Below are 19,004 nucleotides of genomic sequence, written 5' to 3'. Positions count from 1 at the left end.
GCCAGGGATGGCCTTGCAGGCGCCGTCGACCGGGGCGGTGCGGTTCGCGTCAGGGTCATGGATCACGGGCGCAAGGACGGCGGCGGCTCTTCGATGCCGAGCAAGCGAAGCACCTGCGGAATGCTGGGCACCTGATCCTCTTCCGCCCACGCCTCGACCAGCTCTACCCGCAGTTGCAGCATCTTGGCCAACTGCGTGTCGTTGTTCAGGCCCAACTTGGCGCGCAACGCGCGCTTGCTCAGGCGCTTGTCCAAGAAGGTTCGAACCACTGCAGCCGGCGGCGCGGCAAAGGCTTCCGGCTTGAGCAGCTCGAGAAATTGCCTACGGGCCGGAGGGATTCCCTTGGAGCGCCACTCGCTCACCGAAGGCGACTTGATTTGGCAAATACGGGCCACCTCGGCGGTGCCACCCAAGCGATCGATGATCTCGGAAGCAGTAAGGTTTCCCATGCGGAAAGATTAGGACCAGCTAATTATTCAGTCAACAGCCAGTCCTAATCCAACTGCAATTAGCCTTTCCTAATGACTACTCTCGCCGAACGACTCACTCTCGCCATCAAGCACGCCAAGATCACCAAAGCGGAACTTGCTCGCCGGGTCGGAATTTCCGCCCCCAGTGTCAACGGTTGGTTCAGCGGCAAAGCCAAGTTCCTGCGAGGGGAGAACCTGTTGGCAGCGGCCAAAGGTTTGGGCGTAAGCGAGACCTGGTTAGCCACAGGCAAAGGACAGATGCTGTTGGGCACAGACCCTGCGGAATGGATCTCGCCAGTCCGAGAGATTGAGACGCCACCCGGCTATGCTCGCTTCGACGTGTTTGAAGGGAGTGCGGGGATGGGAGCAGGGATGGTCAACCAGGACTACCCGGAGGTAGTGAAGAGCATCGAGGTCGCCGAATGGGAGGTGCGCAGGAAGCTCGGCTACCTGCCCCAGCCTGGCCGCATCCAGCTCATCACTGGCCGGGGGCCCTCCATGCGTCCGAAGCTGGAGGACGGCGACATTGTGTGGATCGACACGAGCTGTGACTACTTCGACGGCGACGACTACTACCTCATCAACATCGGTGGCCAGACGCAGATCAAGATGCTGCAGAGGCGCGGCGATGGGCTGTACGTGGTCAGCGTCAACACTGACTTCCCAGCCTATCGACCTGATCCCGGCGAGGTAAGCATCCTAGGCAAGGCGCTGATCCACGCAGGCCTTCGGAAGTTCTAGGCTGTGCTTGAAGCAGCGCAACAAAATAGCCCTGCTCTAGCCGAGCTTTTTTGTGTCTTCATCGAAGCATGCAGTGAGTCCTCATCCCTAACGTAGAGCTTCACATCCTCAGCATTGCATTGATCGCCAACGACGCATACATCTGGCGAACTCGATCCACGAGAAGCTCTTCTTGAACGTCCAAAGTTTCCGAACCGAATGCGCGACTTCCTTGAAGGAGCGCTGTTGTTCGCCGGCCTGATGGCCGCGCCAGTAGAGTTCATCGCCGTCGAGAACTCGAAGCCGCATGGCTTTGCAATGAGCGCGCTGGGCCGGCCGACGCAGACCGTGCAGCCCTAAGACTTCGGCAGTCCCTTCACCAAGGGTGCAACGCTCTGGCTGAAGAACCTGCCGGCGCTGGTGGCCAGCCACACGAAAGTGCAGTTGATCGAGCCGCACGGAAAGACTGACACGGCAGGCGGCCCCGTCGCCGCCGAGCAAGTGCGCGCCTGGGCGGACACCCTGATGCTCGAGCTTTAATCAGCTCACGGGGCCGCTGGGAGTACCGTCATGCGGACGACTTCACGCCGGGTGGCTGGGCAGAGGCCAACGCGGAACAGGTCTACTACGGCCCACAGCGCGACCTGGTGATCCGCGCACTGTTCGACAAGCCGCGCGTGCCGCAGCCGGAAAAGGAACACGTGCTGCAGAACCGCACCTGCACCAGATGCGGCGACCCCGAAGACTGGGCAGGACCGGACTGCGTGCCGCTTGTGCACGGGGTCGATCCGCGCGCCCGGCCCCCCTTCGATCCGCGCTGGCTGGTCCAGCCGCTGCAGTGGCTGCGCGACGCCGGCCCGATTGCTCTGAACCGTTTCGACCGGGAACACCGGTCCAATCAAGCCGCCTTCCTGCTGGAAAAGCTGGAAGCCCACATTACGGAGTGCGAAAAGCCATGACTCAGAAGCAGATCAGCCATCCCGAAGGCCTGCCCAACTGCGCCGTCGGCCACCGCGCGCGCCACATCCACGACGAGCGGCGGGCGAGCGCCGGTGGTGGTCACTTGGTCGAATGCTGCTGTAGGTCGACCAGCAGGAAGGCAGACGCCGATGCAGCACTGGCCGAGTGTCGGCGGATCAACCGGCCCGCGCGAAGCCCGCGCGCCGTGCCGACCGCGCCCAGCAACGTCTTGCAGTTCAGCTGGGTCTTGCCGAGCTGCCACCGCCGAAGCGAGTTCAAGGAGGCATGCCGTGATCGGTGAAGCTCTCCAGTTCCGCGACTTGCAGGAGCTGTGTCGGCCCGGGAAGCGCCCACGGCTTGCCACCGTGGAGCGCTGGGCTCGCTCTCGTGGGGTGAAGATTCAGTACGACGGAGAGGGCGGCGTATGGACAACCACCGCCGCCCTCAACGAGGCGCTGGGGCTTGCAGCACCCGCGCAAACCCACGAGACCTACGTTGCGACAGATCTCCTTTAGGACCAGCCACCCAATATGGTTCTGGCTAGCACCCGACCTTGCGATTCGTCATAGACGATTGTCGCCACAGAAGCGGAAGTGACCAGCTCGATGCCATGAAGGCAATCGGCCTTGTTCTGATATCCCTCGCCGCTTGTCGCGATGATGCGCCCGTTATCAGCGCGCAGTCTCCATCGCCAATCGCCAGCAGCCTGTGCAAGCAAAGAAAGCCCGCCTTCCCGATAAACCTCGAACCTCACTCCCTGTTCCTCCTGGTTACCGAGCACTGAGCATGACACCACCCGGCCGGCCGAGAAAGGCCCCTCCCAACCTGCCCGCCCATATCGACTACAGCCTGGTGCCACCCGGCATCTACTGGGATCGAACCGGTCGTGGCAGGTGGTGCGTGCAGGATCCGCACCCGGAGGGTCGCGGCTTCAAGAGAAAGACGGTGGCCGGACCGGCCGCCCGCCTTTCCGACCTGCATGCCATCGCTGAGGGCCGGCGCGGCGAGGCCCAGCGCGGCACTATTGCGTACGTCATCGATCAGCATGCCAAAAGCTTGGCGTCCTCCCAGCTGCAGCCCTCGACGCAGCAGCACTACCGCGACTATGCCAAGGCCATAAAGTCCTACCCGTTGAAGAACGGAACAGTCCTAGGCGCTGCGGTGGTGGATCGCCTCTCTCCTGGCTTCATACGGCGGCTGATCGACGTGATCGCGCAGGGGCGGCCGGGCCTCAAACCCGGCGAACCAGCTATCCCCGGCTATCCGACGAAGGCGGACCACTGGTTGCGCTACCTGCGCCGTGTGTTTGGTTGGGCGCGAGAGCGTGATCACGTCAGCACCAACCCGGCCACCGGCATCAAGCAAGTGAAGGAAAAGAGCGCCCACCGCATGCCGACCGTGGATGTGTTCCGCCGCGTCCAAGCCTATGCAAAGGAATGCAGCGCGCGCGGAGCACGGGCGAAGGGTGCCGTGCCGGCATACCTGTGGGCGGCGATGGAGCTGGCATATCAGCCACGTCTGCGCGGCATCGAGGTGCTGACACTGACCGACGCGCACGTAGACGGCGAGGTACTGCGCACGAATCGCCGCAAAGGCAGCCGCGACAACCTGGTGCGCAAGGGCGCTGAAACCGAGGACGCCATCGCAATGCTGCAGGCGCGGCGCGCTGCGATATGGAAGAAGAGCGGGGGGGGGTGATTCCAATCCGGGCCGACAGCCGCTATCTGTTCGTCAGCGAGGACGGTGAGCGGTTGACCGAGGATGGTTGGCAAACCGCATGGGGGCGAATGATGCGAAACGCGGTTAGGGAAGGGGTCTTAAAACAAGAGGATCGTTTTGGACTACACAGTCTGAAACACGGGGGAGTGACAGACACCAGAGGTGACAAGAAAAAAGCTAGCGGGCATAAGACAGACGCAATGCTGAGTCTTTACGACCATTCACTCCCTACCGTCGATGAGTCTGGAAGTGAGCCGTAACGAAGAGCGCGCTATCCCCTGGCTACACCTTCCAACTGCCTCGAGAAGTGTATGGAGAGCTTCGTAACGAGCGTCCATTGCCCCGCTTGGGAGAGGACCGCATATCGAGCATGCTGCCAATTCGGAAGCAGGGCAATTGGTATGGACTGAATCTTGTCTAGCAAGACGAAGGACTCTTCCAAATCTCCTGCCGCCGGAAGATACACAATCGACGTCAGCCGCTGTCGCTTGGCTGCATTCGCTCTATGTTCAATTTGCGACTCTTGAATCCCACGGCTCCGCTGCAGGTCCACCCACCTCGACACCTTCATGACGGGCGCAACGCTGACCATCACATCATCGTGTCTTACATTGTCCGAGGACATGTCACAGGTGTTCGACAACAGCATGACCCTCGCGGTTGCCTGTTGAACCGATCCGTCTGGTGAGAACGCGTAATGGTTAACACCGGCCAGTAAGTCACCCTGAAGAATGAAGTCGAAAGGGATCTCAGAATAGAAAGGAAAATTCTGATCCAGCCTCGACAACTGCTCATAAAGCTGCGCTAGGCCGCGCTCCGAGAGGCCATCAGGCAAGTAGCGAATAGCCTCATCAAAGGGAGTAGGCATTCTTTAATCAAGATAGTCCAGATAGTCGGATGATCCCAAACGCATCTCAGGGGGAAGGTCCTCCTGAACGCTCGACAGATCCAATGCAAGCCTCTGGAAATGCTCGACGGTCGGCACCCACTGATTAGCGCTCACAGATCCGGTCGGAATGGCTCCCACGAACTTAGCGCCGGCCACGTAGAAAGAAGGATGAATCGCCGGCGCTGCCCCCTCTACTCCGTAAAGACCTGTCGATGCAGCGGTGGCACACGCGCCAAAAACACTCGCGATGGTGAGAGACGCCACGATCGGGTTGAAAGTACTTTCAGTAGCTGTAGCTGTCCTACGCATAAATAGGCCCCATAGCTTCCCGTGCTTCGGTGGATAGCATTTCGAAGAATAATTTCTTCTCGTGCGCGTGCGCCGCGTCGACCTGAACCATTAAAGCCTCTATATCGCGCGCCTGGCTGAAACTCCTTATGCAGTCGATATCCAGTATTAAGCCCTGACCATTCTCAGATCGACCCGGAACGACAACTGGATTCATAACCTGGATGATAGAAACATCATCGCCATCTTTAAAATCAACTCTAAGCTGACACCCCTCCGCGCGAACCCGGCGACCGCCTAGCTCCAGTTTCCCATTGAGCACATTTGCCACGTCTACCGGTGCTCCAGGAAAGAAGTTTGTGTACTTAACAGAACACCGCGAAACCTTCGTTATGAGGCTTGAAGACAAAACCGACGAAAAAACCTCGACGATGCGTGGGCGTAATTGTTCCCAACCACGATAAGGGCCAGCGACACCGACCCCAACCGCTCTCTCAGACACATTGACATTCACGCCATCAGAAAAGACTAGCTGACTCATCACACCACCGAACGCGGCTTCCAAGCCCGGAGGCAGCGGAAAAGGCAACTCGGGAGATGGGGCTGCAGAAGGGGCGATCAGCGTCGGGAATGCCTCAGCCAAAGACTTCGCAAGAATGTCACGCAAACGAGAGACAGAAGACTCAAAACGCATTTCACAGACAAAGTCAATGATTGGCGCATCTGTGAGCCTGACAATTTCTTTCAGCTGCTCGGTCACGGGCAAGGATCCGTTCCTTGAAAAGGCGGTAGGCGGTGCGTTCAGCGGCTTGGCAAGCTTAGCCCATGAGACCGGTGAAAAGGATGCAAAGTTCCCCCTCAATTGGGGAGAAATTTGTGGACTGCTTCACGCACCGGCTCGCAAGCCATTGATTTCAATGGCGCGCCCGACAGGAATCGAACCTGTAACCGCCGGCTTAGAAGGCCGGTGCTCTATCCAGTTGAGCTACGGGCGCCCGAACCGGAACGGCGTCCAATCCGACGTGACGTGGATTGGTCGGGGTAGAGGGATTCGAACCCCCGACATCCTGCTCCCAAAGCAGGCGCGCTACCAGACTGCGCTATACCCCGGTGTTGCAATCCCCTCGGGCGTGGACCCGGGGAGCTGACCATTGTGGCCAAGCGTCGTGCGAACTGTCAACGCGCAATCCCCGCCCTGCCCGGCCATGACCGCAGATTGCGCAGCCATCGGCTATGCTCGCAGCCATCGGCCGGATGGCCGAATCGCCCCCTTTTCGCACGGAGACCTCGCATGCGCAGCGGCAACCCGGCTCTTTCCGAGTCGACCTTCCTCGATCTGGCCAGTGGCTCGGTGGTAACCAGCCCCGGCCAGGCAATGACCCTCAATGGCACCGTCAACAAGACCGGCTTCCTGCTGCTGCTGACCGTGCTGACGGCAGCGTTCGCCTGGAACCAGACCGTGGACGACTACGGCCAGGTGATGGCCGGCGCCAAGCTGTACGCCATGGGCGGCGCGATCGGCGGCCTGGTGCTGGCCCTGATCACCGTCTTCAAGAAGGAATGGTCGCCGGTCACCGCGCCGCTGTATGCGCTGGTGGAGGGCCTGTTCCTGGGCGCCATCTCGGCCGTGTTCAACATGAAGTTCCCCGGCATCGTGTTCCAGGCGGTGCTGCTGACCTTCGGCACCTTGTTCGCACTGCTGTTCGCCTACCGCAGCGGCCTGATCAAGGCCACCGAAAACTTCAAGCTCGGCGTGGTCGCCGCCACCGGCGGCATCGCCCTGCTGTACCTGGCGTCGTTCGTGCTTGGCTTCTTCAACATCAACGTGCCGGTGATCCATGACGCCAGCTGGCTGGGCATCGCCTTCAGTCTGTTCGTGGTGGTCGTTGCCGCGCTGAACCTGGTGCTGGATTTCGACTTCATCGAAACCGGCGTGGCCCAGCGCGCGCCGAAGTACATGGAATGGTATGGCGCATTCGGCCTGATGGTGACCCTGGTCTGGCTGTATGTGGAGTTCCTGCGCCTGCTGTCGAAGATCCAGCAGCGCTGATCCAATCCGTGCCGTAAACGACAAGGCCGCGGTCCGTCTGGATCGCGGCCTTTTTTGTAGCGTCGAGCGCGCTCGACTTCCGCGGAACCACACCCCATGGCAGATACCTCCCCTCCCCGCTTCCACAGCTATCGCCCGGCCGACGGCCATCGCCTGCCGCACGATCCGTTCAACGCCATCATCGGCCCGCGCCCCATCGGCTGGATCTCCAGTCGTGATGCCGACAGCAATGTGAACCTGGCGCCCTACAGCTTCTTCAACGCCTTCAACTACACGCCGCCGATCATTGGTTTCAGCAGCCAGGGGCGCAAGGACTCGCTGCGCAACATCGAAGCCACCGGCGAGTTCGTCTGGAACCTCGCCACATTCGATCTGGCCCAGGCAATGAACGAAAGCTGCCGCGCCGTCGCGCCCGAAGTGGACGAGTTCGCATTGGCGGGGCTGACACCCCTGGCCTCGGAGCAGGTTGCACCGCCGCGCGTGGCGCAGAGCCCGGTCAGCATGGAGTGCCGCTGCACGCAGATCGTACGCCTGCGCGACGCGGCCGGTAACGACACCAATGGCTGGCTGGTACTGGGAGAAGTGGTCGCCGTGCATATCGATACGCGGCTGCTCGTCGACGGCATCTACGACACTGCAGCGAGCGACACCATCCTGCGTGGCGGCGGACCGGCCGACTATTTCCGGATCACCGCCGAGCAACGCTTCCGCATGCAGCGGCCCGCCTGAGCCCTCATCCCGCCGCCCCACGGGACAGCAGCAACGGCAACGATGAGGCCAGCATGGCAACGCCGGAAGCCGTCAACAGACCCAGCACGATCTGCCGGAAACGCGCTTCACTGATGCCGACATACAGCTTCGCCCCCAGCAGCGTTGGCACCAGCATTGCCGGCGCGACGATGGCGAAGTACGGCAGCATCTGCCGGGTCACCATGCCGGTACCGACATAGGTGGCCATGGTCACTGCCAGCATCGCCAGGTTGAAGTTCTGGATGACCGCGCGCTGCTCGTCCTTGCCGAAGCCACGCAGCGTGCTCCACAGCGTCGGCACCGGTCCGGCGAAGCCGCCGATGCCACTGAGCACACCGCCGGCCATGCCGGCCAGCGCGTCGCCAAACCTGCCGCCAACGGTGACCGGTGGCAACGAACGCGCCATCAGCATCACCGGGCACCATAGCGCCAGGAATCCTCCCAGCAGCGCCTTGAACCAGACCATGTCCAGCTGTGGCAGCACCAGCACGCCCAACGGAATGCCCGCCAACCCGCCGAGCACGAACGGCAGCAGCAAGCGCAGGTTGAAGCCACGGCGCACGGTGAACACCGCCAGCAACTGGCCGACCAGCGCGCCGAACACCGACAGCGTCGCCGCAAGCCGGGGATCCAGCCCCCACGCCCAGAACGACATCGCGACCATGCCGAACGCGAAACCCGACAGGCCCTGCACGAACCCCGCGACGATCGCACCCAGCGCGACCAGCAGATACACCGACTCCATCCCCACTCCTCACCGCTGCCGCGCGACTACCCTGCCGCACCCGACGCTGCAGCGTAATGCGCGGCCAGGTGATCGACCAGCGCGCGCACCTTCGGCGCCAGTGCACGCGCATGCGGATACAGCGCGAAATAGCAGCGTGTGCCACCGTGCCAGCTGGGCAGCACGCGGATCAACCGACCGGCGCGCAGGTCTTCCTGCACCGTGAGCGCGGTGAACAGACTGATGCCCATCCCGGCCAGCACGGCCGCATACAGTGCCGGTGTGGCGTCCACGCGCAGTCGTTGACCGACTTCCACGTTGACGATGGCACCACGCGGCCCGTGCAGCTGCCACGGCGTCATCGCCGCAACCGGGTTGAATGCCAACAGCGTGTGGCTGTGCAGATCGGCCACCTGTCGAGGCAGTCCGTGCCGGGCGAGGTAGGCCGGTGCCGCAACCAGGATGCGCGGGCATCGCGCCAGTTCACGGGCGACCAGTTGGCTGTCAGGCAAGGACGGTGCGATGCGCAGGGCCAGATCGAAGCCACCGCCGACCACATCGACCAGCTGATCGTCGGCCGACAGTTCCAGTGCCACCTGCGGATAGCGCGCCAGGAAGCCAGGCAACCAATGCGGCAACTCCTGGCTGGCGACCACCTGCGGCACGCTGACCCGCACGCGCCCGCTGGGCTGGGCCTGGCCGGCCCGCGCGCGGTCATCGGCGGCCTCCAGCCGGTCAAGCAGCGCCACCGCCTCGCGGTAGTAGTCGCGCCCGGCCTCGGTCAGCGACAACCGCCGGCTGTTGCGATCCAGCAGCCGCACCTGCAGGTGCTCTTCAAGTTGACGCAACTGCCGCGACATCGCCGAATGGGTGGTATCCAGCCGCTCGGCGGCGGCAGTGAAACTGCCTGCATCGACGATCGCGCGCAAAGCTCGCAGGGCGGCGAAATGATCCATCGGGCGGTGACTCCAGTCGGCGGGGCCCGCTCGCTGCGGACCCCGCCAGCTTATCAAGCGTCGTCGCCAGCCTTGCGCACCGGCAGGGCCAGAATCGCCGAGGTGGTCATGACATCGCCAAAGGCATCCTCGATCTGTGCCAGCGACGCTTCATGCAATGCACGATGGCCGATGCTCCCGCCATTGGCCAGATCCAGATCGCGGCTGGCAGAGGCATCGGAGGCGACGATCACCCGATAGCCGCGCGGCGCTGCAGCGGCATCGCGTGCAGCACCGGCAACGCAGGCGTGGGTCTGCAGGCCGGTGACGATCAGGGTGTCGATACCGGCATCCTTCAGCGCCTTGTCCAATACCGCTGCCGAGGCACCGGCGAACACGCTGACGTTGTCCTTCTGCACCACGGTCTCGCCCTTGCGCGGCTGCATGTCACGGTGGAAGGCGGCGTTGACGCTGCCCTCTGCGAACAGCGGCGCGCCGGCCGGCAACACGTGCTGCACATGGATCACGCGGATGCCGTTGGCATCGGCAAAGTCGACCACGCGGCGCGTCTGCCGCAGGGCCGCCACGCCATCGGGAATGACCATGCGACCACCGGCGAAACCGGCGGCGGCGCTGGCATCGAAATACTCGTTCTGGAAATCGATCACCAGCACGGCCGTCTTCGCTGCGTCGAGCGAGGTGGCAGCCGGGGCGCCGGCCATATGGCGGATGGTGGGATGGGACGACTCGGCGGCGGCCGCCGGGATGGTGGCCGCCATGCCGATCAGGCTGGCCAGGCCGAAAGCAGCGAGGTTCATGGTCAAGCTCCTGTGCGAGGGAAAGTCGGCACAGGATGCGGAGCATTGAACGCACGAACCAGCCACATCGGAGCACATGATCTGTGCGAAATGTGCACAGATAAATTTCTGTGGAGGCGGTAAAACGCAACGGGGCGCCCGAAGGCGCCCCGCTGTGGATCCGACCGGAGTCGAGCCGTCGCTTACAGGCGGCTGGCGATCGCCTTGGCGAAGCCCATCGTGTTGCCGGTGCCGCCGAGGTCGCCGGTCAGCGAATCCTTGGCTTCCAGCGTGGCCACGATGGCCTTGCGCAGGCGCTCGGCGTTTTCCGGCTGGCCGACATGGTCCAGCATCTGTGCCGCTGCCAGCAGCAGTGCGCACGGATTGGCCTTGCCCTGGCCGGCGATGTCCGGCGCGGTGCCGTGCACGGCTTCGAAGATCGCCGCGTCCTTGCCGATGTTGGCGCCCGGAGCCAGGCCCAGGCCACCGACCAGACCCGCGCACAGGTCGGAAATGATGTCGCCGAACAGGTTGGTGGTGACGATGATGTCGAACTGTTCCGGACGCATCACCAACTGCATGCAGGCGTTGTCGACGATCATTTCCTGGAACTCGATGTCCGGGTACTGCGCGGCGACTTCACGGGCCACGGCCAGGAACAGGCCCGAGGTCGACTTGATGATGTTGGCCTTGTGCACGGCGGTGACCTTCTTGCGGCCGGTGCTCTTGGCCAGCTCGAAGGCGTAACGCACGATACGCTCGGAGCCCTTGCGGGTGATGCGGGTGCCGGAGAAGGCGGTCTCGCCGTCGGCCGACACTTCCTGGCCTTCGGCCAGGTACGCACCTTCGGTGTTCTCACGAACGGTGATCAGGTCGACGTTCTCGAAACGCGACTTGGTGTTCGGGAAGGTGTGGGCCGGACGCACGTTGGCGTACAGGTCGAAGTGGCGGCGCAGGCTGACGTTGATCGAGGTGAAGCCGCCACCGACCGGCGTGGTCAGCGGGCTCTTCAGCGCGACCTTGTTGCGCGCGATCGATTCCAGGGTCACCGCCGGCATCAGATCGCCGTGCTTCTCCAGGGCCACCAGGCCGGCATCGGCGTCCTCGTACTCCAGGCCAGTCTTGAGCTGGTCGAGTACGAACAGGGTAGCGTCCATGATTTCCGGGCCAATGCCGTCGCCGCGGATGACCGTAATTTTCTGCGTCATTGATCGATGTTCCGAACAGGGGGAAAAACGCCGTCCGGACGTGCCCGGAAACGCCGGCGCAAAGGAAGTTTCACCCGCAATTATGCCTGAGCCGGGGCCGAGGTCCCAAATAGACCATGGTCCCAGTCCCGGCTCAGGCAGAATTGCCCGCGCATTCCACCTCTACCCCCGCCTGTCGGCGCGCCCCTTCAACAAGAAGGGGCTCCTGGGCTGTTGGATCGCGGGGAAGGCCCCGATGTACGTCATCGGTAGCGCCGGGCCATGCCCGGTGGCCTTTCGTTCAGGTGCCCGCCGGGCATGGCCCGGCGCTACCTCAATGCTCGTGCGCTTCGGGGGCGGCGGCGCCACCTTCCAGCTGGTCGAGGAAGTCCACGGCGCGGCGCAGGTGCGGGATCACGATCGAGCCGCCGACCACCAGGCCGACCGAGAAGGTCTCGAAGAACTCTTCACGGGTGACGCCGGCGTCCTTGCACTGGGCCACGTGGTAGCTGATGCAGTCGTCGCAGCGCAGCACCATCGAGGCCACCAGGCCCAGCAGCTCCTTGGTCTTCACGTCCAGCGCGCCGGCCTGGTAGGTCTGCGTGTCCAGCGCGAAGAAGCGGCGCACCACCTGGTTCGGCTCACCCAGGATGCGTTCATTCATGCGCTTGCGGAAATCGGTGAACTCTGCGATCCGGTCCTTGCTGCCGTCGTCGGCCGCGCTCATGCCTGACCCTGCCCGGCCAGCAGCGGCTCGAGCTTGCCTTCACGATGCAGGGCCATCATGTCGTCGTAGCCGCCCACATGGACGTCGCCCACGAAGATCTGCGGCACGCTGGTACGGCGGGTCTTGGCCATCATCTTCTCGCGCTCGACCGGGTCCAGGTCGATGCGGACCTCGGTCCATTGCTGGCCCTTGCTCTTGAGGAAGTTCTTGGCGGCCACGCAGTACGGGCAGACGGCGGTGGAATAGATGGTGATGGCGGGGGTAGCGCCGGCGGACTGGGCTGTCACGGGAAACTCCACGATGGATCGACGGTCCATATATGGTACCGGTGCGCTGGAATTTCCACGCCACGCCCGCAACACTGTGGATTGATTAACGAATGGTTGCCCCCTGCCCTGCCACGCTGGGCAGACTCTGCCCGAGGACCGACCGCTTGCGACCCCTGCTGCTCACCGCTGCCCTGACCCTGGCCCTGGCCGCCCCGCTGGCGCAGGCCCAGGAGAAGCTGCCGGACATCGGCTCCTCGGCGGGCGAACTGCTGACCCCGGCCCGCCAGGCCGAGTACGGCGCGATGATGCTGCGCGAGCTGCGCAATTACGGCTACCTGCTGGACGATCCGCTGGTCAACGACTGGCTGCAGACCATGGGCACCCGCCTCGGTTCCAACAGCGACCAGCCGCGCCAGCCCTACACGTTCTTCGTGATGAAGGACCGCCAGATCAATGCCTTCGCCACCCTCGGCGGTTACATCGGCGTCAATGCCGGCCTGGTGCTGACGGCCGAGCGCGAGGACGAGGTGGCGGCGGTGCTGTCGCACGAAATCGCCCACGTCACCCAGCAGCACGTGCTGCGCGGGGTCGAGCGCGCCCAGCGTGACCAGATCCCGATCCTGCTGGGCATGCTGGCGGCGGTGGTTGCCGCCCAGGCCAGCAACAGCTCCTCCTCGGGCAACGCCACCATGGCGGCGATCAGCTCGGGCATGGGCCTGATGCAGCAACGGCAGATCGACTACACCCGCTCCAATGAATCGGAGGCCGACCGGCTGGGCATCCGCACGCTGTCGCGCAGCGGCTACGACGTGGACGCGATGGCCGGCTTCTTCGAGCGTATGTCCTCGGCGATGCGCGGCAACGACGGCGGTTACAGCGTTCCCGACTTCCTGCGCACGCACCCGGTCAACACCACCCGCATCAGCGAGGCCAAGGCCCGCGCCGAACAGATGAAGAAGGACACGGTGCTGCTGACCACGCGCACGCCCAGCGGCGAGCGCAGGGAACGGGTGGATCCGGCCGACCCGACCCTGGGCGATCCGCTGCTGCGCGGCATCAACCCGCTGTTGCCCGGCAGCGTGCTGCGGGTGCCGATCGGCCAGCTCAGCCGCGGCGCCAGTGGCGATTTCAACTGGGCCCGCGAACGCCTGCGCGTACTCAGCGCCGACAGCCCGGCCGAACTGCAGCGTGAGTACGCCGATCTTGCGCGGCGGCAGAAGGATGGCCTGGACGACGCCCAGCGTTACGGCCAGGCACTGGCCAGCATGCGCGGTGGCCGCAGCGGCGCCAGCGAGGCCCGGCAGACGTTGACCGAGCTGTTGAAGACCCACCCGGACAGCCTCTGGGTCGCCCTGGCCCTGGCCGAGGCGGAATCCCGCACCGGCCAGTCCGCCCAGGCCAATGCGCGCTTCGAGCAGCTGCTGCACGAACACCCCAACAGCCGGCCGGTGGCCCTGACCTATGCCGAAATCCTGAATGAGCAGGGCGGCCAGGCCGCGGGTCAGCGCGCGCAGGCGATGCTGCGTCCGCTGCTGTCGCAAAGCGGTAACGATCCGGTCTTCCAGCAGCGCTACGCCCGCGCCAGTGAACTGGCCGGTGACAGTGTCCGCGCCAGCGAGGCCTATGCCGAGGCAGCGTTCCTGGGCGGGCGACCCGAACAGGCCCTGATGCAGCTGCAGGCACTCAAGCGCAACCCCGCCCTGGACTATGTCGGCCGGGCCCGGGTGGATGCGCGGATCGAGTCGATCACCCCCACCGTACTCGAGCTGCGCCGGCAGGGTGTACAGGACCCGGACCTGGACCGCCGCTGAGCACGGCATGACCGGCAGATGGCAGCAATGCCAGATGCCGGCCAGGTAGTCACAAACATGTCATCAAACCGTAGTCTACTGGCACCACTCCAGTAACTGAGCCCTACGGTGCCCTCGTGCAGAAACGCATCCTGATCGTCGATGACGAGCCCGCGATCCGCGAAATGGTCGCGTTCGCCCTTCGCAAGGGCGATTACGAACCTGTCCACGCCGGTGACGCCCGCGAGGCCCAGACCGCCATCGCCGACCGCGTCCCCGACCTGATCCTGCTGGACTGGATGCTGCCCGGCACCAGCGGCCTGGACCTGGCCCGGCGCTGGCGCAAGGAAACCCTGACCCGCGAAGTGCCGATCATCATGCTGACCGCGCGCGGCGAAGAGAACGACCGCGTCGGCGGCCTCGAAGCCGGTGTGGACGACTACGTGGTCAAGCCGTTTTCGGCGCGCGAACTGCTGGCCCGTATCCGCGCGGTCATGCGCCGCGCCCGCGACGATGACGAGGACGGCAGCGTGGCGGTGGGCTCGATCCGCATCGACGGCGCCGCCCATCGCGTGTTCGCCAACGACCAGCCGGTGCCGATCGGCCCGACCGAATACCGCCTGCTGCACTTCTTCATGACCCACCCCGAGCGCGTGTATACCCGTGCGCAGCTGCTGGACCACGTGTGGGGCGGCAGCGTGTATGTGGAAGAACGCACCATCGACGTGCATATCCGCCGCCTGCGCAAGACGCTGGAACCGTTCAACGCCGAGAACATGGTGCAGACCGTGCGCGGCGCCGGTTACCGCTTCTCCACCGCAACCTGAGCCTCGTCGTGCCGGCGCCGTGCACCCCACGGTGCCGGCGTCGGCAACTCTGCTATAACCCTCGGTTCACCTGCGTGAACCGCCGCAACCCACGACGAGACCGCAATGCCCCGCCACATCCGCTCTGCCTGGTTGAAGACACTGGCCACCGTGGCCACCGTGTTGCTGTTGGCCGGTCTGGTCGGATGGTTCACTGGCCACCTGTGGCTCTGCATCGCGCTGGCGGCACTGGCGACGCTGGTCTGGCATTACTGGCGGCTGCGCCGCGTGCTGCGCCGGCTGACCGCGCGCCAGCGCTGGGATACCGCCGCCGAGGGCACCGGCGTCTGGAATGAGCTGGACCGCCTGCTGTACCGCAACCAGGTCGAGATGCGCGTGCGCAAGCGACGCCTGCTGGACATGCTGCGCAGCTATCGCGCCGCCGCCGCCGCGCTGCCCGACGCCGTGGTGGTGCTGGACCGCAACAGCCAGCGCGTGCAGTGGTTCAACGAAGCGGCCACGGCCCTGCTCGGCCTGCACCATCCCGGCGATCTGGGTGAGGCCCTGGTCGAACGCCTGCAGCCGATGCCGCTGGCCCACTGGCTGGCCGGTGGCCGCAATGCCGAACCGATCCTGGACGTGCCCTCGCCGGTCGATCCTGCGATCCGCCTGAACCTGCGCCTGATTCCCTATTCGTCCGACTACTGGCTGCTGATCGCCCGTGATGTCAGCAAGCTGCTGCGCCTGGAACAGGTGCGCCGTGACTTCGTGGCCAACGTTTCACACGAACTGCGCACCCCGCTCACCGTGGTCCACGGCTACCTCGACATGATGGACCCGGAGGATTTCCCGGGAACCGGACCGATGCTGGAAGAGATGCGCAAGCAGAGCCAGCGCATGGCCCAGCTGGTGGAGGACCTGTTGACCCTGTCGCGGCTGGAATCGCAGGAACACAGCGAAGCCGAGACGGTGGCGATGCAACCCATGCTGGCCACCCTGCGCCGCGAAGCCGAGGCGCACAGCCAGGGCCGCCACCAGATCAGCATCGACGACCTGGCCGGCGTGGACCTGCAGGGCTCGACCAAGGAACTGCACAGCGCCTTCTCCAACCTGGTCACCAACGCGGTGCGCTACACCCCGGCCGGTGGCCGCATCGCGGTGGAGTTCCGCCGCGAGGGCGATGGTGTGGTGCTGGCGGTGCGTGACACCGGCTACGGTATTCCCGCCACGCACCTGCCGCGCCTGACCGAACGGTTCTACCGTGTCTCCAGCAGCCGCTCGCGCGAAAGCGGCGGCACCGGCCTGGGCCTGTCGATCGTCAAGCACATCCTCGGTCTGCACCACGCACGCCTGGAAATCGACAGCGAGGTCGGCAAGGGCTCGGTGTTCGCCTGCCATTTCGATGCCGACCACGTGCGACCGCGTGAGTCCGCCCCCCTGACCTCCTTCGAAGAATGACGCCATGAGCAGCCTCGGATCCCTCCCCCTCCCCGTGAGCACGGACAGCGATCCGTTGCGCGACCCGGCGCTGTACATCAACCGCGAACTGTCGCAGCTGGATTTCAACTTCCGCGTGCTGGCGCAGGCGATGGACCCGCAGGTGCCGCTGCTGGAGCGCCTGCGCTTCATGTGCATCTCCTGCACCAACCTGGACGAATTCTTCGAGATCCGTGCCGCTGCGGTCCGTCATGCGCAGGAGTTCGGCCTGCCGCCGGCCCCGGACGGCATGAGCCCGCAGGCCATTCTCAATGCCATCCACGAGCGCGCCGCCGAGCTGGTGGACCAGCAGTACCGCTGCTGGAACCAGACGCTGCGCCCGGCGCTGATGGAGGCCGGCATCGGCGTGCTCGGCCGCAACTCCTGGACCCACCGCCAGAAGCGCTGGCTGCGTGCCTATTTCCGCAACGAGATCATGCCGGTGCTGTCGCCGCTGGGCCTGGATCCGGTGCATCCGTTCCCGAAGATCCTCAACAAGTCGCTGAACATCGTGGTGGTGCTGAAGGGCACCGATGCGTTCGGCCGCAGCGGCCACCTGGCCATCGTGCGCGCACCGCGTTCGCTGCCGCGGATCATCCAGCTGCCGGAAAAACTCGGCGGCCCGCAGAACTTCGTGTTCCTGTCCTCGGTGCTGTCCACCTTCGTGGACGAGTTGTTCCCGGGCCTGGAAGTGCTGGGCGCCTACCAGTTCCGTGTCACCCGCAACTCCGAGCTGGTGGTGGACGAGGAGGAAGTGGAAAACCTGGCGCTGGCACTGCGTGACGAGCTGGTGGACCGTGGCTACCGTCCTGCGGTGCGGCTGGAAATCGCCCACGACATGCCGCGCGACATCGTCCGCACCCTGCTGCAGAACTTCGGCCTGACCGAGAACGCGGTGTACCGCATCGATGGACCGGTCAACCTCAACCGCATCATCCAGCTGTACGACCTGATCGCGCAGCCGGACCTGAAGTATCCGCCGATGACCCCGCGCACCCTGCGCGACAGCGACGGCATCTTCGAGACCACCGCGCGCAAGGACCTGCTGCTGCACCACCCCTTCGACGCGTTCGGTGCAGTGCTGGACCTGATCCGCCAGGCCGCGCTGGATCCGAACGTGCTGGCGATCAAGCAGACCCTGTATCGCACCGGCAAGGACTCCTTGATCGTCGATGCCCTGATCCAGGCGGCACGTGCCGGCAAGGACGTAACCGTGGTGGTCGAGCTGCGCGCGCGGTTCGATGAAGAAGCCAACCTCGGCTTGGCCGATCGACTGCAGGAAGCCGGCGTGCAGGTGGTGTATGGCGTGGTCGGCTACAAGACCCACGCCAAGATGCTGCTGATCGTGCGCCGCGAAGGCCGCAAGCTGCGCCGCTACGTTCACCTGGGCACCGGCAACTACCACAGCGGCACCGCCCGCGCGTACACCGACCTGAGCCTGATCACCGCCGACGCCGACATCGGCAACGACGTTCACCTGCTGTTCCAGCAGTTGTCCGGGCTGGCCTCGAAGATGAAGCTCAAGCGCCTGCTGCAGTCGCCCTTCACCCTGCACACCGGAATCCTGGCGAGGATCGAGCGCGAGACGCGCATCGCTGCCGCCGGGCGACCAGCGCGGATCATCGCCAAGATGAACGCCCTCAACGAAGCGCAGGTGATCCGAGCGCTGTACGCCGCCTCGCAGGCGGGGGTGCAGATCGACCTGATCATCCGCGGCGCCTGCACCCTGCGCCCGGGCGTACCCGGCGTGTCGGACAACATCCGCGTGCGCTCGATCGTCGGCCGCTTCCTGGAACACAGCCGGGTCTACTGGTTCGGCAACGACGGCGCACCGGAGCTTTACTGCGCAAGCGCCGACTGGCTGGAACGCAACCTGCTGCGCCGGGTGGAAACCTGCTTCCCGATCCTCGACCCGGAACTGGCCAAGCGGGTCTATCGCGAAGTGTTGCAGAACTACCTGGACGACAACCTCAACGCCTGGGAGCTGGATGCCGAGGGCATCTACCACAAGCGCGCGCCGGCCCACGACGAAGCGCCGCATTCGGCACAGATGGCGTTGATGCAGGGGCTCTGACCCGGTAGCTGCCGACCTTGGTCGGCACGTTTGGAATCATCCACGCATGGCGTGGATCTACCGTGTCGACCAAGGTCGACACCTACCAACAGCCGCAGCGACCTGTCGAAGGTCGACAGATGCAGGGTCTTTGATCCGGTAGATGCCGACCTTGGTTGGCACGTTTGAATTCATCCACGCATGGCGTGGATCTACCGTGTCGACCAAGGTCGACACCTACCGACAGCCACGCGAACCTGCCGAAGGCGGGGTGGGTCCGGTTGCGGGGGCGTGAGCGCCATGGATGGCGCGACCGAGCTTACAGGGACGTACTTGCAGCGGCCCCCGCCCCCCGCCCCCCCCCCCCAACCCCCCGCTACCCCGCCGTTGGCGT

Annotated in this window: 21 protein-coding genes and 2 tRNA genes; 11 read left to right on the top strand and 12 right to left on the bottom strand. The window is 64.5% G+C overall.

The features are described 5' to 3' along the window. Positions 1 to 62: 62 nt before the first annotated feature. Positions 63 to 449, bottom strand: a complete 387-nt coding sequence (locus tag AC13GI_RS09555) for a hypothetical protein (protein WP_482996143.1) — start codon at positions 447 to 449, stop codon at positions 63 to 65. 72 nt (positions 450 to 521) lie between these two features. On the opposite strand from AC13GI_RS09555, the gene AC13GI_RS09550 reads away from it, so the two are divergent. The 4 genes from AC13GI_RS09550 (at position 522) to AC13GI_RS09535 (ending at position 2,451) form a co-directional block, all read left to right on the top strand. Next, complete coding sequence (locus tag AC13GI_RS09550) at positions 522 to 1,211, top strand: LexA family transcriptional regulator (RefSeq protein WP_482996142.1); 690 nt, start codon at positions 522 to 524, stop codon at positions 1,209 to 1,211. Positions 1,212 to 1,409: 198 nt separating this feature from the next. Continuing rightward, entirely contained in the window at positions 1,410 to 1,550 is a 141-nt protein-coding gene (locus AC13GI_RS09545) for a hypothetical protein (protein ID WP_482996141.1), read from the top strand. 287 nt (positions 1,551 to 1,837) lie between these two features. Next, positions 1,838 to 2,149 carry a hypothetical protein gene (locus tag AC13GI_RS09540; protein ID WP_482996140.1) on the top strand — a complete coding sequence of 104 codons (312 nt, stop codon included), beginning with the start codon at positions 1,838 to 1,840 and terminating at the stop codon, positions 2,147 to 2,149. After that, positions 2,146 to 2,451 (top strand): hypothetical protein, encoded by a 306-nt coding sequence (locus AC13GI_RS09535; protein ID WP_482996139.1) that lies wholly within the window; start codon positions 2,146 to 2,148, stop codon positions 2,449 to 2,451. Before AC13GI_RS09540 ends, AC13GI_RS09535 begins: the two co-directional genes overlap by 4 nt. A 210-nt stretch (positions 2,452 to 2,661) precedes the next feature. On the opposite strand, the gene AC13GI_RS09530 is transcribed toward AC13GI_RS09535, so the two are convergent. Then, entirely contained in the window at positions 2,662 to 2,904 is a 243-nt protein-coding gene (locus AC13GI_RS09530; RefSeq protein WP_482996138.1) for a YegP family protein, read from the bottom strand. A 32-nt stretch (positions 2,905 to 2,936) separates the two neighbouring features. Here AC13GI_RS09530 and AC13GI_RS09525 point away from each other — a divergent pair, with 32 nt between their 5' ends. Then, entirely contained in the window at positions 2,937 to 3,848 is a 912-nt protein-coding gene (locus AC13GI_RS09525; protein ID WP_482996137.1) for an integrase, read from the top strand. 292 nt (positions 3,849 to 4,140) lie between these two features. Here the strand turns inward: AC13GI_RS09525 and AC13GI_RS09520 are convergent, their stop codons facing one another. The 4 genes from AC13GI_RS09520 to AC13GI_RS09505 form a co-directional block, all read right to left on the bottom strand. Continuing rightward, positions 4,141 to 4,737, bottom strand: a complete 597-nt coding sequence (locus tag AC13GI_RS09520; protein ID WP_482996136.1) for a hypothetical protein — start codon at positions 4,735 to 4,737, stop codon at positions 4,141 to 4,143. Positions 4,738 to 5,059: 322 nt separating this feature from the next. Beyond that, a complete protein-coding gene (locus tag AC13GI_RS09515) occupies positions 5,060 to 5,806 on the bottom strand; it encodes a TIGR04255 family protein (RefSeq protein ID WP_482996135.1) in 747 nt (248 codons plus the stop codon). Positions 5,807 to 5,964: 158 nt separating this feature from the next. Beyond that, positions 5,965 to 6,041: transfer RNA gene (locus tag AC13GI_RS09510), tRNA-Arg, on the bottom strand. Positions 6,042 to 6,079: 38 nt separating this feature from the next. Next, a tRNA-Pro gene (locus AC13GI_RS09505) sits at positions 6,080 to 6,156 on the bottom strand. 181 nt (positions 6,157 to 6,337) lie between these two features. Here AC13GI_RS09505 and AC13GI_RS09500 point away from each other — a divergent pair. Together AC13GI_RS09500 and AC13GI_RS09495 are read left to right on the top strand one after the other, a co-directional pair. After that, a complete protein-coding gene (locus AC13GI_RS09500) occupies positions 6,338 to 7,096 on the top strand; it encodes a Bax inhibitor-1/YccA family protein (protein WP_346577954.1) in 759 nt (252 codons plus the stop codon). Between the two features lie 96 nt (positions 7,097 to 7,192). Continuing rightward, positions 7,193 to 7,825, top strand: coding sequence for a flavin reductase family protein (locus tag AC13GI_RS09495; RefSeq protein WP_380652865.1), 633 nt, complete (start codon positions 7,193 to 7,195; stop codon positions 7,823 to 7,825). Positions 7,826 to 7,829: 4 nt separating this feature from the next. Here AC13GI_RS09495 and AC13GI_RS09490 read toward each other — a convergent pair whose 3' ends face one another. From AC13GI_RS09490 to grxC, 6 genes are all read right to left on the bottom strand, one after another. Beyond that, positions 7,830 to 8,591, bottom strand: a complete 762-nt coding sequence (locus AC13GI_RS09490) for a sulfite exporter TauE/SafE family protein (protein ID WP_180163726.1) — start codon at positions 8,589 to 8,591, stop codon at positions 7,830 to 7,832. 26 nt (positions 8,592 to 8,617) lie between these two features. Next, entirely contained in the window at positions 8,618 to 9,526 is a 909-nt protein-coding gene (locus AC13GI_RS09485) for a LysR family transcriptional regulator (RefSeq protein WP_482996134.1), read from the bottom strand. A gap of 53 nt (positions 9,527 to 9,579) precedes the next feature. Beyond that, positions 9,580 to 10,323, bottom strand: a complete 744-nt coding sequence (locus tag AC13GI_RS09480) for a cysteine hydrolase family protein (RefSeq protein ID WP_482996133.1) — start codon at positions 10,321 to 10,323, stop codon at positions 9,580 to 9,582. Between the two features lie 182 nt (positions 10,324 to 10,505). Next, positions 10,506 to 11,510, bottom strand: a complete 1,005-nt coding sequence (locus tag AC13GI_RS09475) for an isocitrate dehydrogenase (protein WP_099819170.1) — start codon at positions 11,508 to 11,510, stop codon at positions 10,506 to 10,508. A 313-nt stretch (positions 11,511 to 11,823) separates the two neighbouring features. Further along, positions 11,824 to 12,216, bottom strand: coding sequence for a carboxymuconolactone decarboxylase family protein (locus tag AC13GI_RS09470; RefSeq protein WP_046986956.1), 393 nt, complete (start codon positions 12,214 to 12,216; stop codon positions 11,824 to 11,826). Continuing rightward, positions 12,213 to 12,503 carry a glutaredoxin 3 gene (gene grxC / locus AC13GI_RS09465; RefSeq protein ID WP_025878124.1) on the bottom strand — a complete coding sequence of 97 codons (291 nt, stop codon included), beginning with the start codon at positions 12,501 to 12,503 and terminating at the stop codon, positions 12,213 to 12,215. Before grxC ends, AC13GI_RS09470 begins: the two co-directional genes overlap by 4 nt. A gap of 146 nt (positions 12,504 to 12,649) precedes the next feature. Between grxC and AC13GI_RS09460 the strand changes: the two genes are divergently transcribed. The 4 genes from AC13GI_RS09460 (at position 12,650) to ppk1 (ending at position 18,631) form a co-directional block, all read left to right on the top strand. Next, positions 12,650 to 14,296, top strand: a complete 1,647-nt coding sequence (locus AC13GI_RS09460) for a M48 family metalloprotease (RefSeq protein WP_482996132.1) — start codon at positions 12,650 to 12,652, stop codon at positions 14,294 to 14,296. Positions 14,297 to 14,412: 116 nt separating this feature from the next. Next, entirely contained in the window at positions 14,413 to 15,102 is a 690-nt protein-coding gene (gene phoB, locus AC13GI_RS09455; protein ID WP_089239076.1) for a phosphate regulon transcriptional regulator PhoB, read from the top strand. 105 nt (positions 15,103 to 15,207) lie between these two features. Beyond that, entirely contained in the window at positions 15,208 to 16,539 is a 1,332-nt protein-coding gene (gene phoR, locus AC13GI_RS09450; RefSeq protein WP_025878120.1) for a phosphate regulon sensor histidine kinase PhoR, read from the top strand. A gap of 4 nt (positions 16,540 to 16,543) precedes the next feature. Next, positions 16,544 to 18,631: a polyphosphate kinase 1 gene (ppk1, locus tag AC13GI_RS09445; RefSeq protein WP_482996131.1), complete on the top strand. Its 2,088-nt coding sequence runs from the start codon at positions 16,544 to 16,546 to the stop codon at positions 18,629 to 18,631. Positions 18,632 to 19,004: the final 373 nt, after the last annotated feature.

The organism is Stenotrophomonas sp. 82F1 (genome assembly GCF_056861525.1).
The sequence above is the reverse complement of the archived record's forward strand: the minus strand, read 5'-3'. Positions and strand labels throughout refer to the sequence as shown.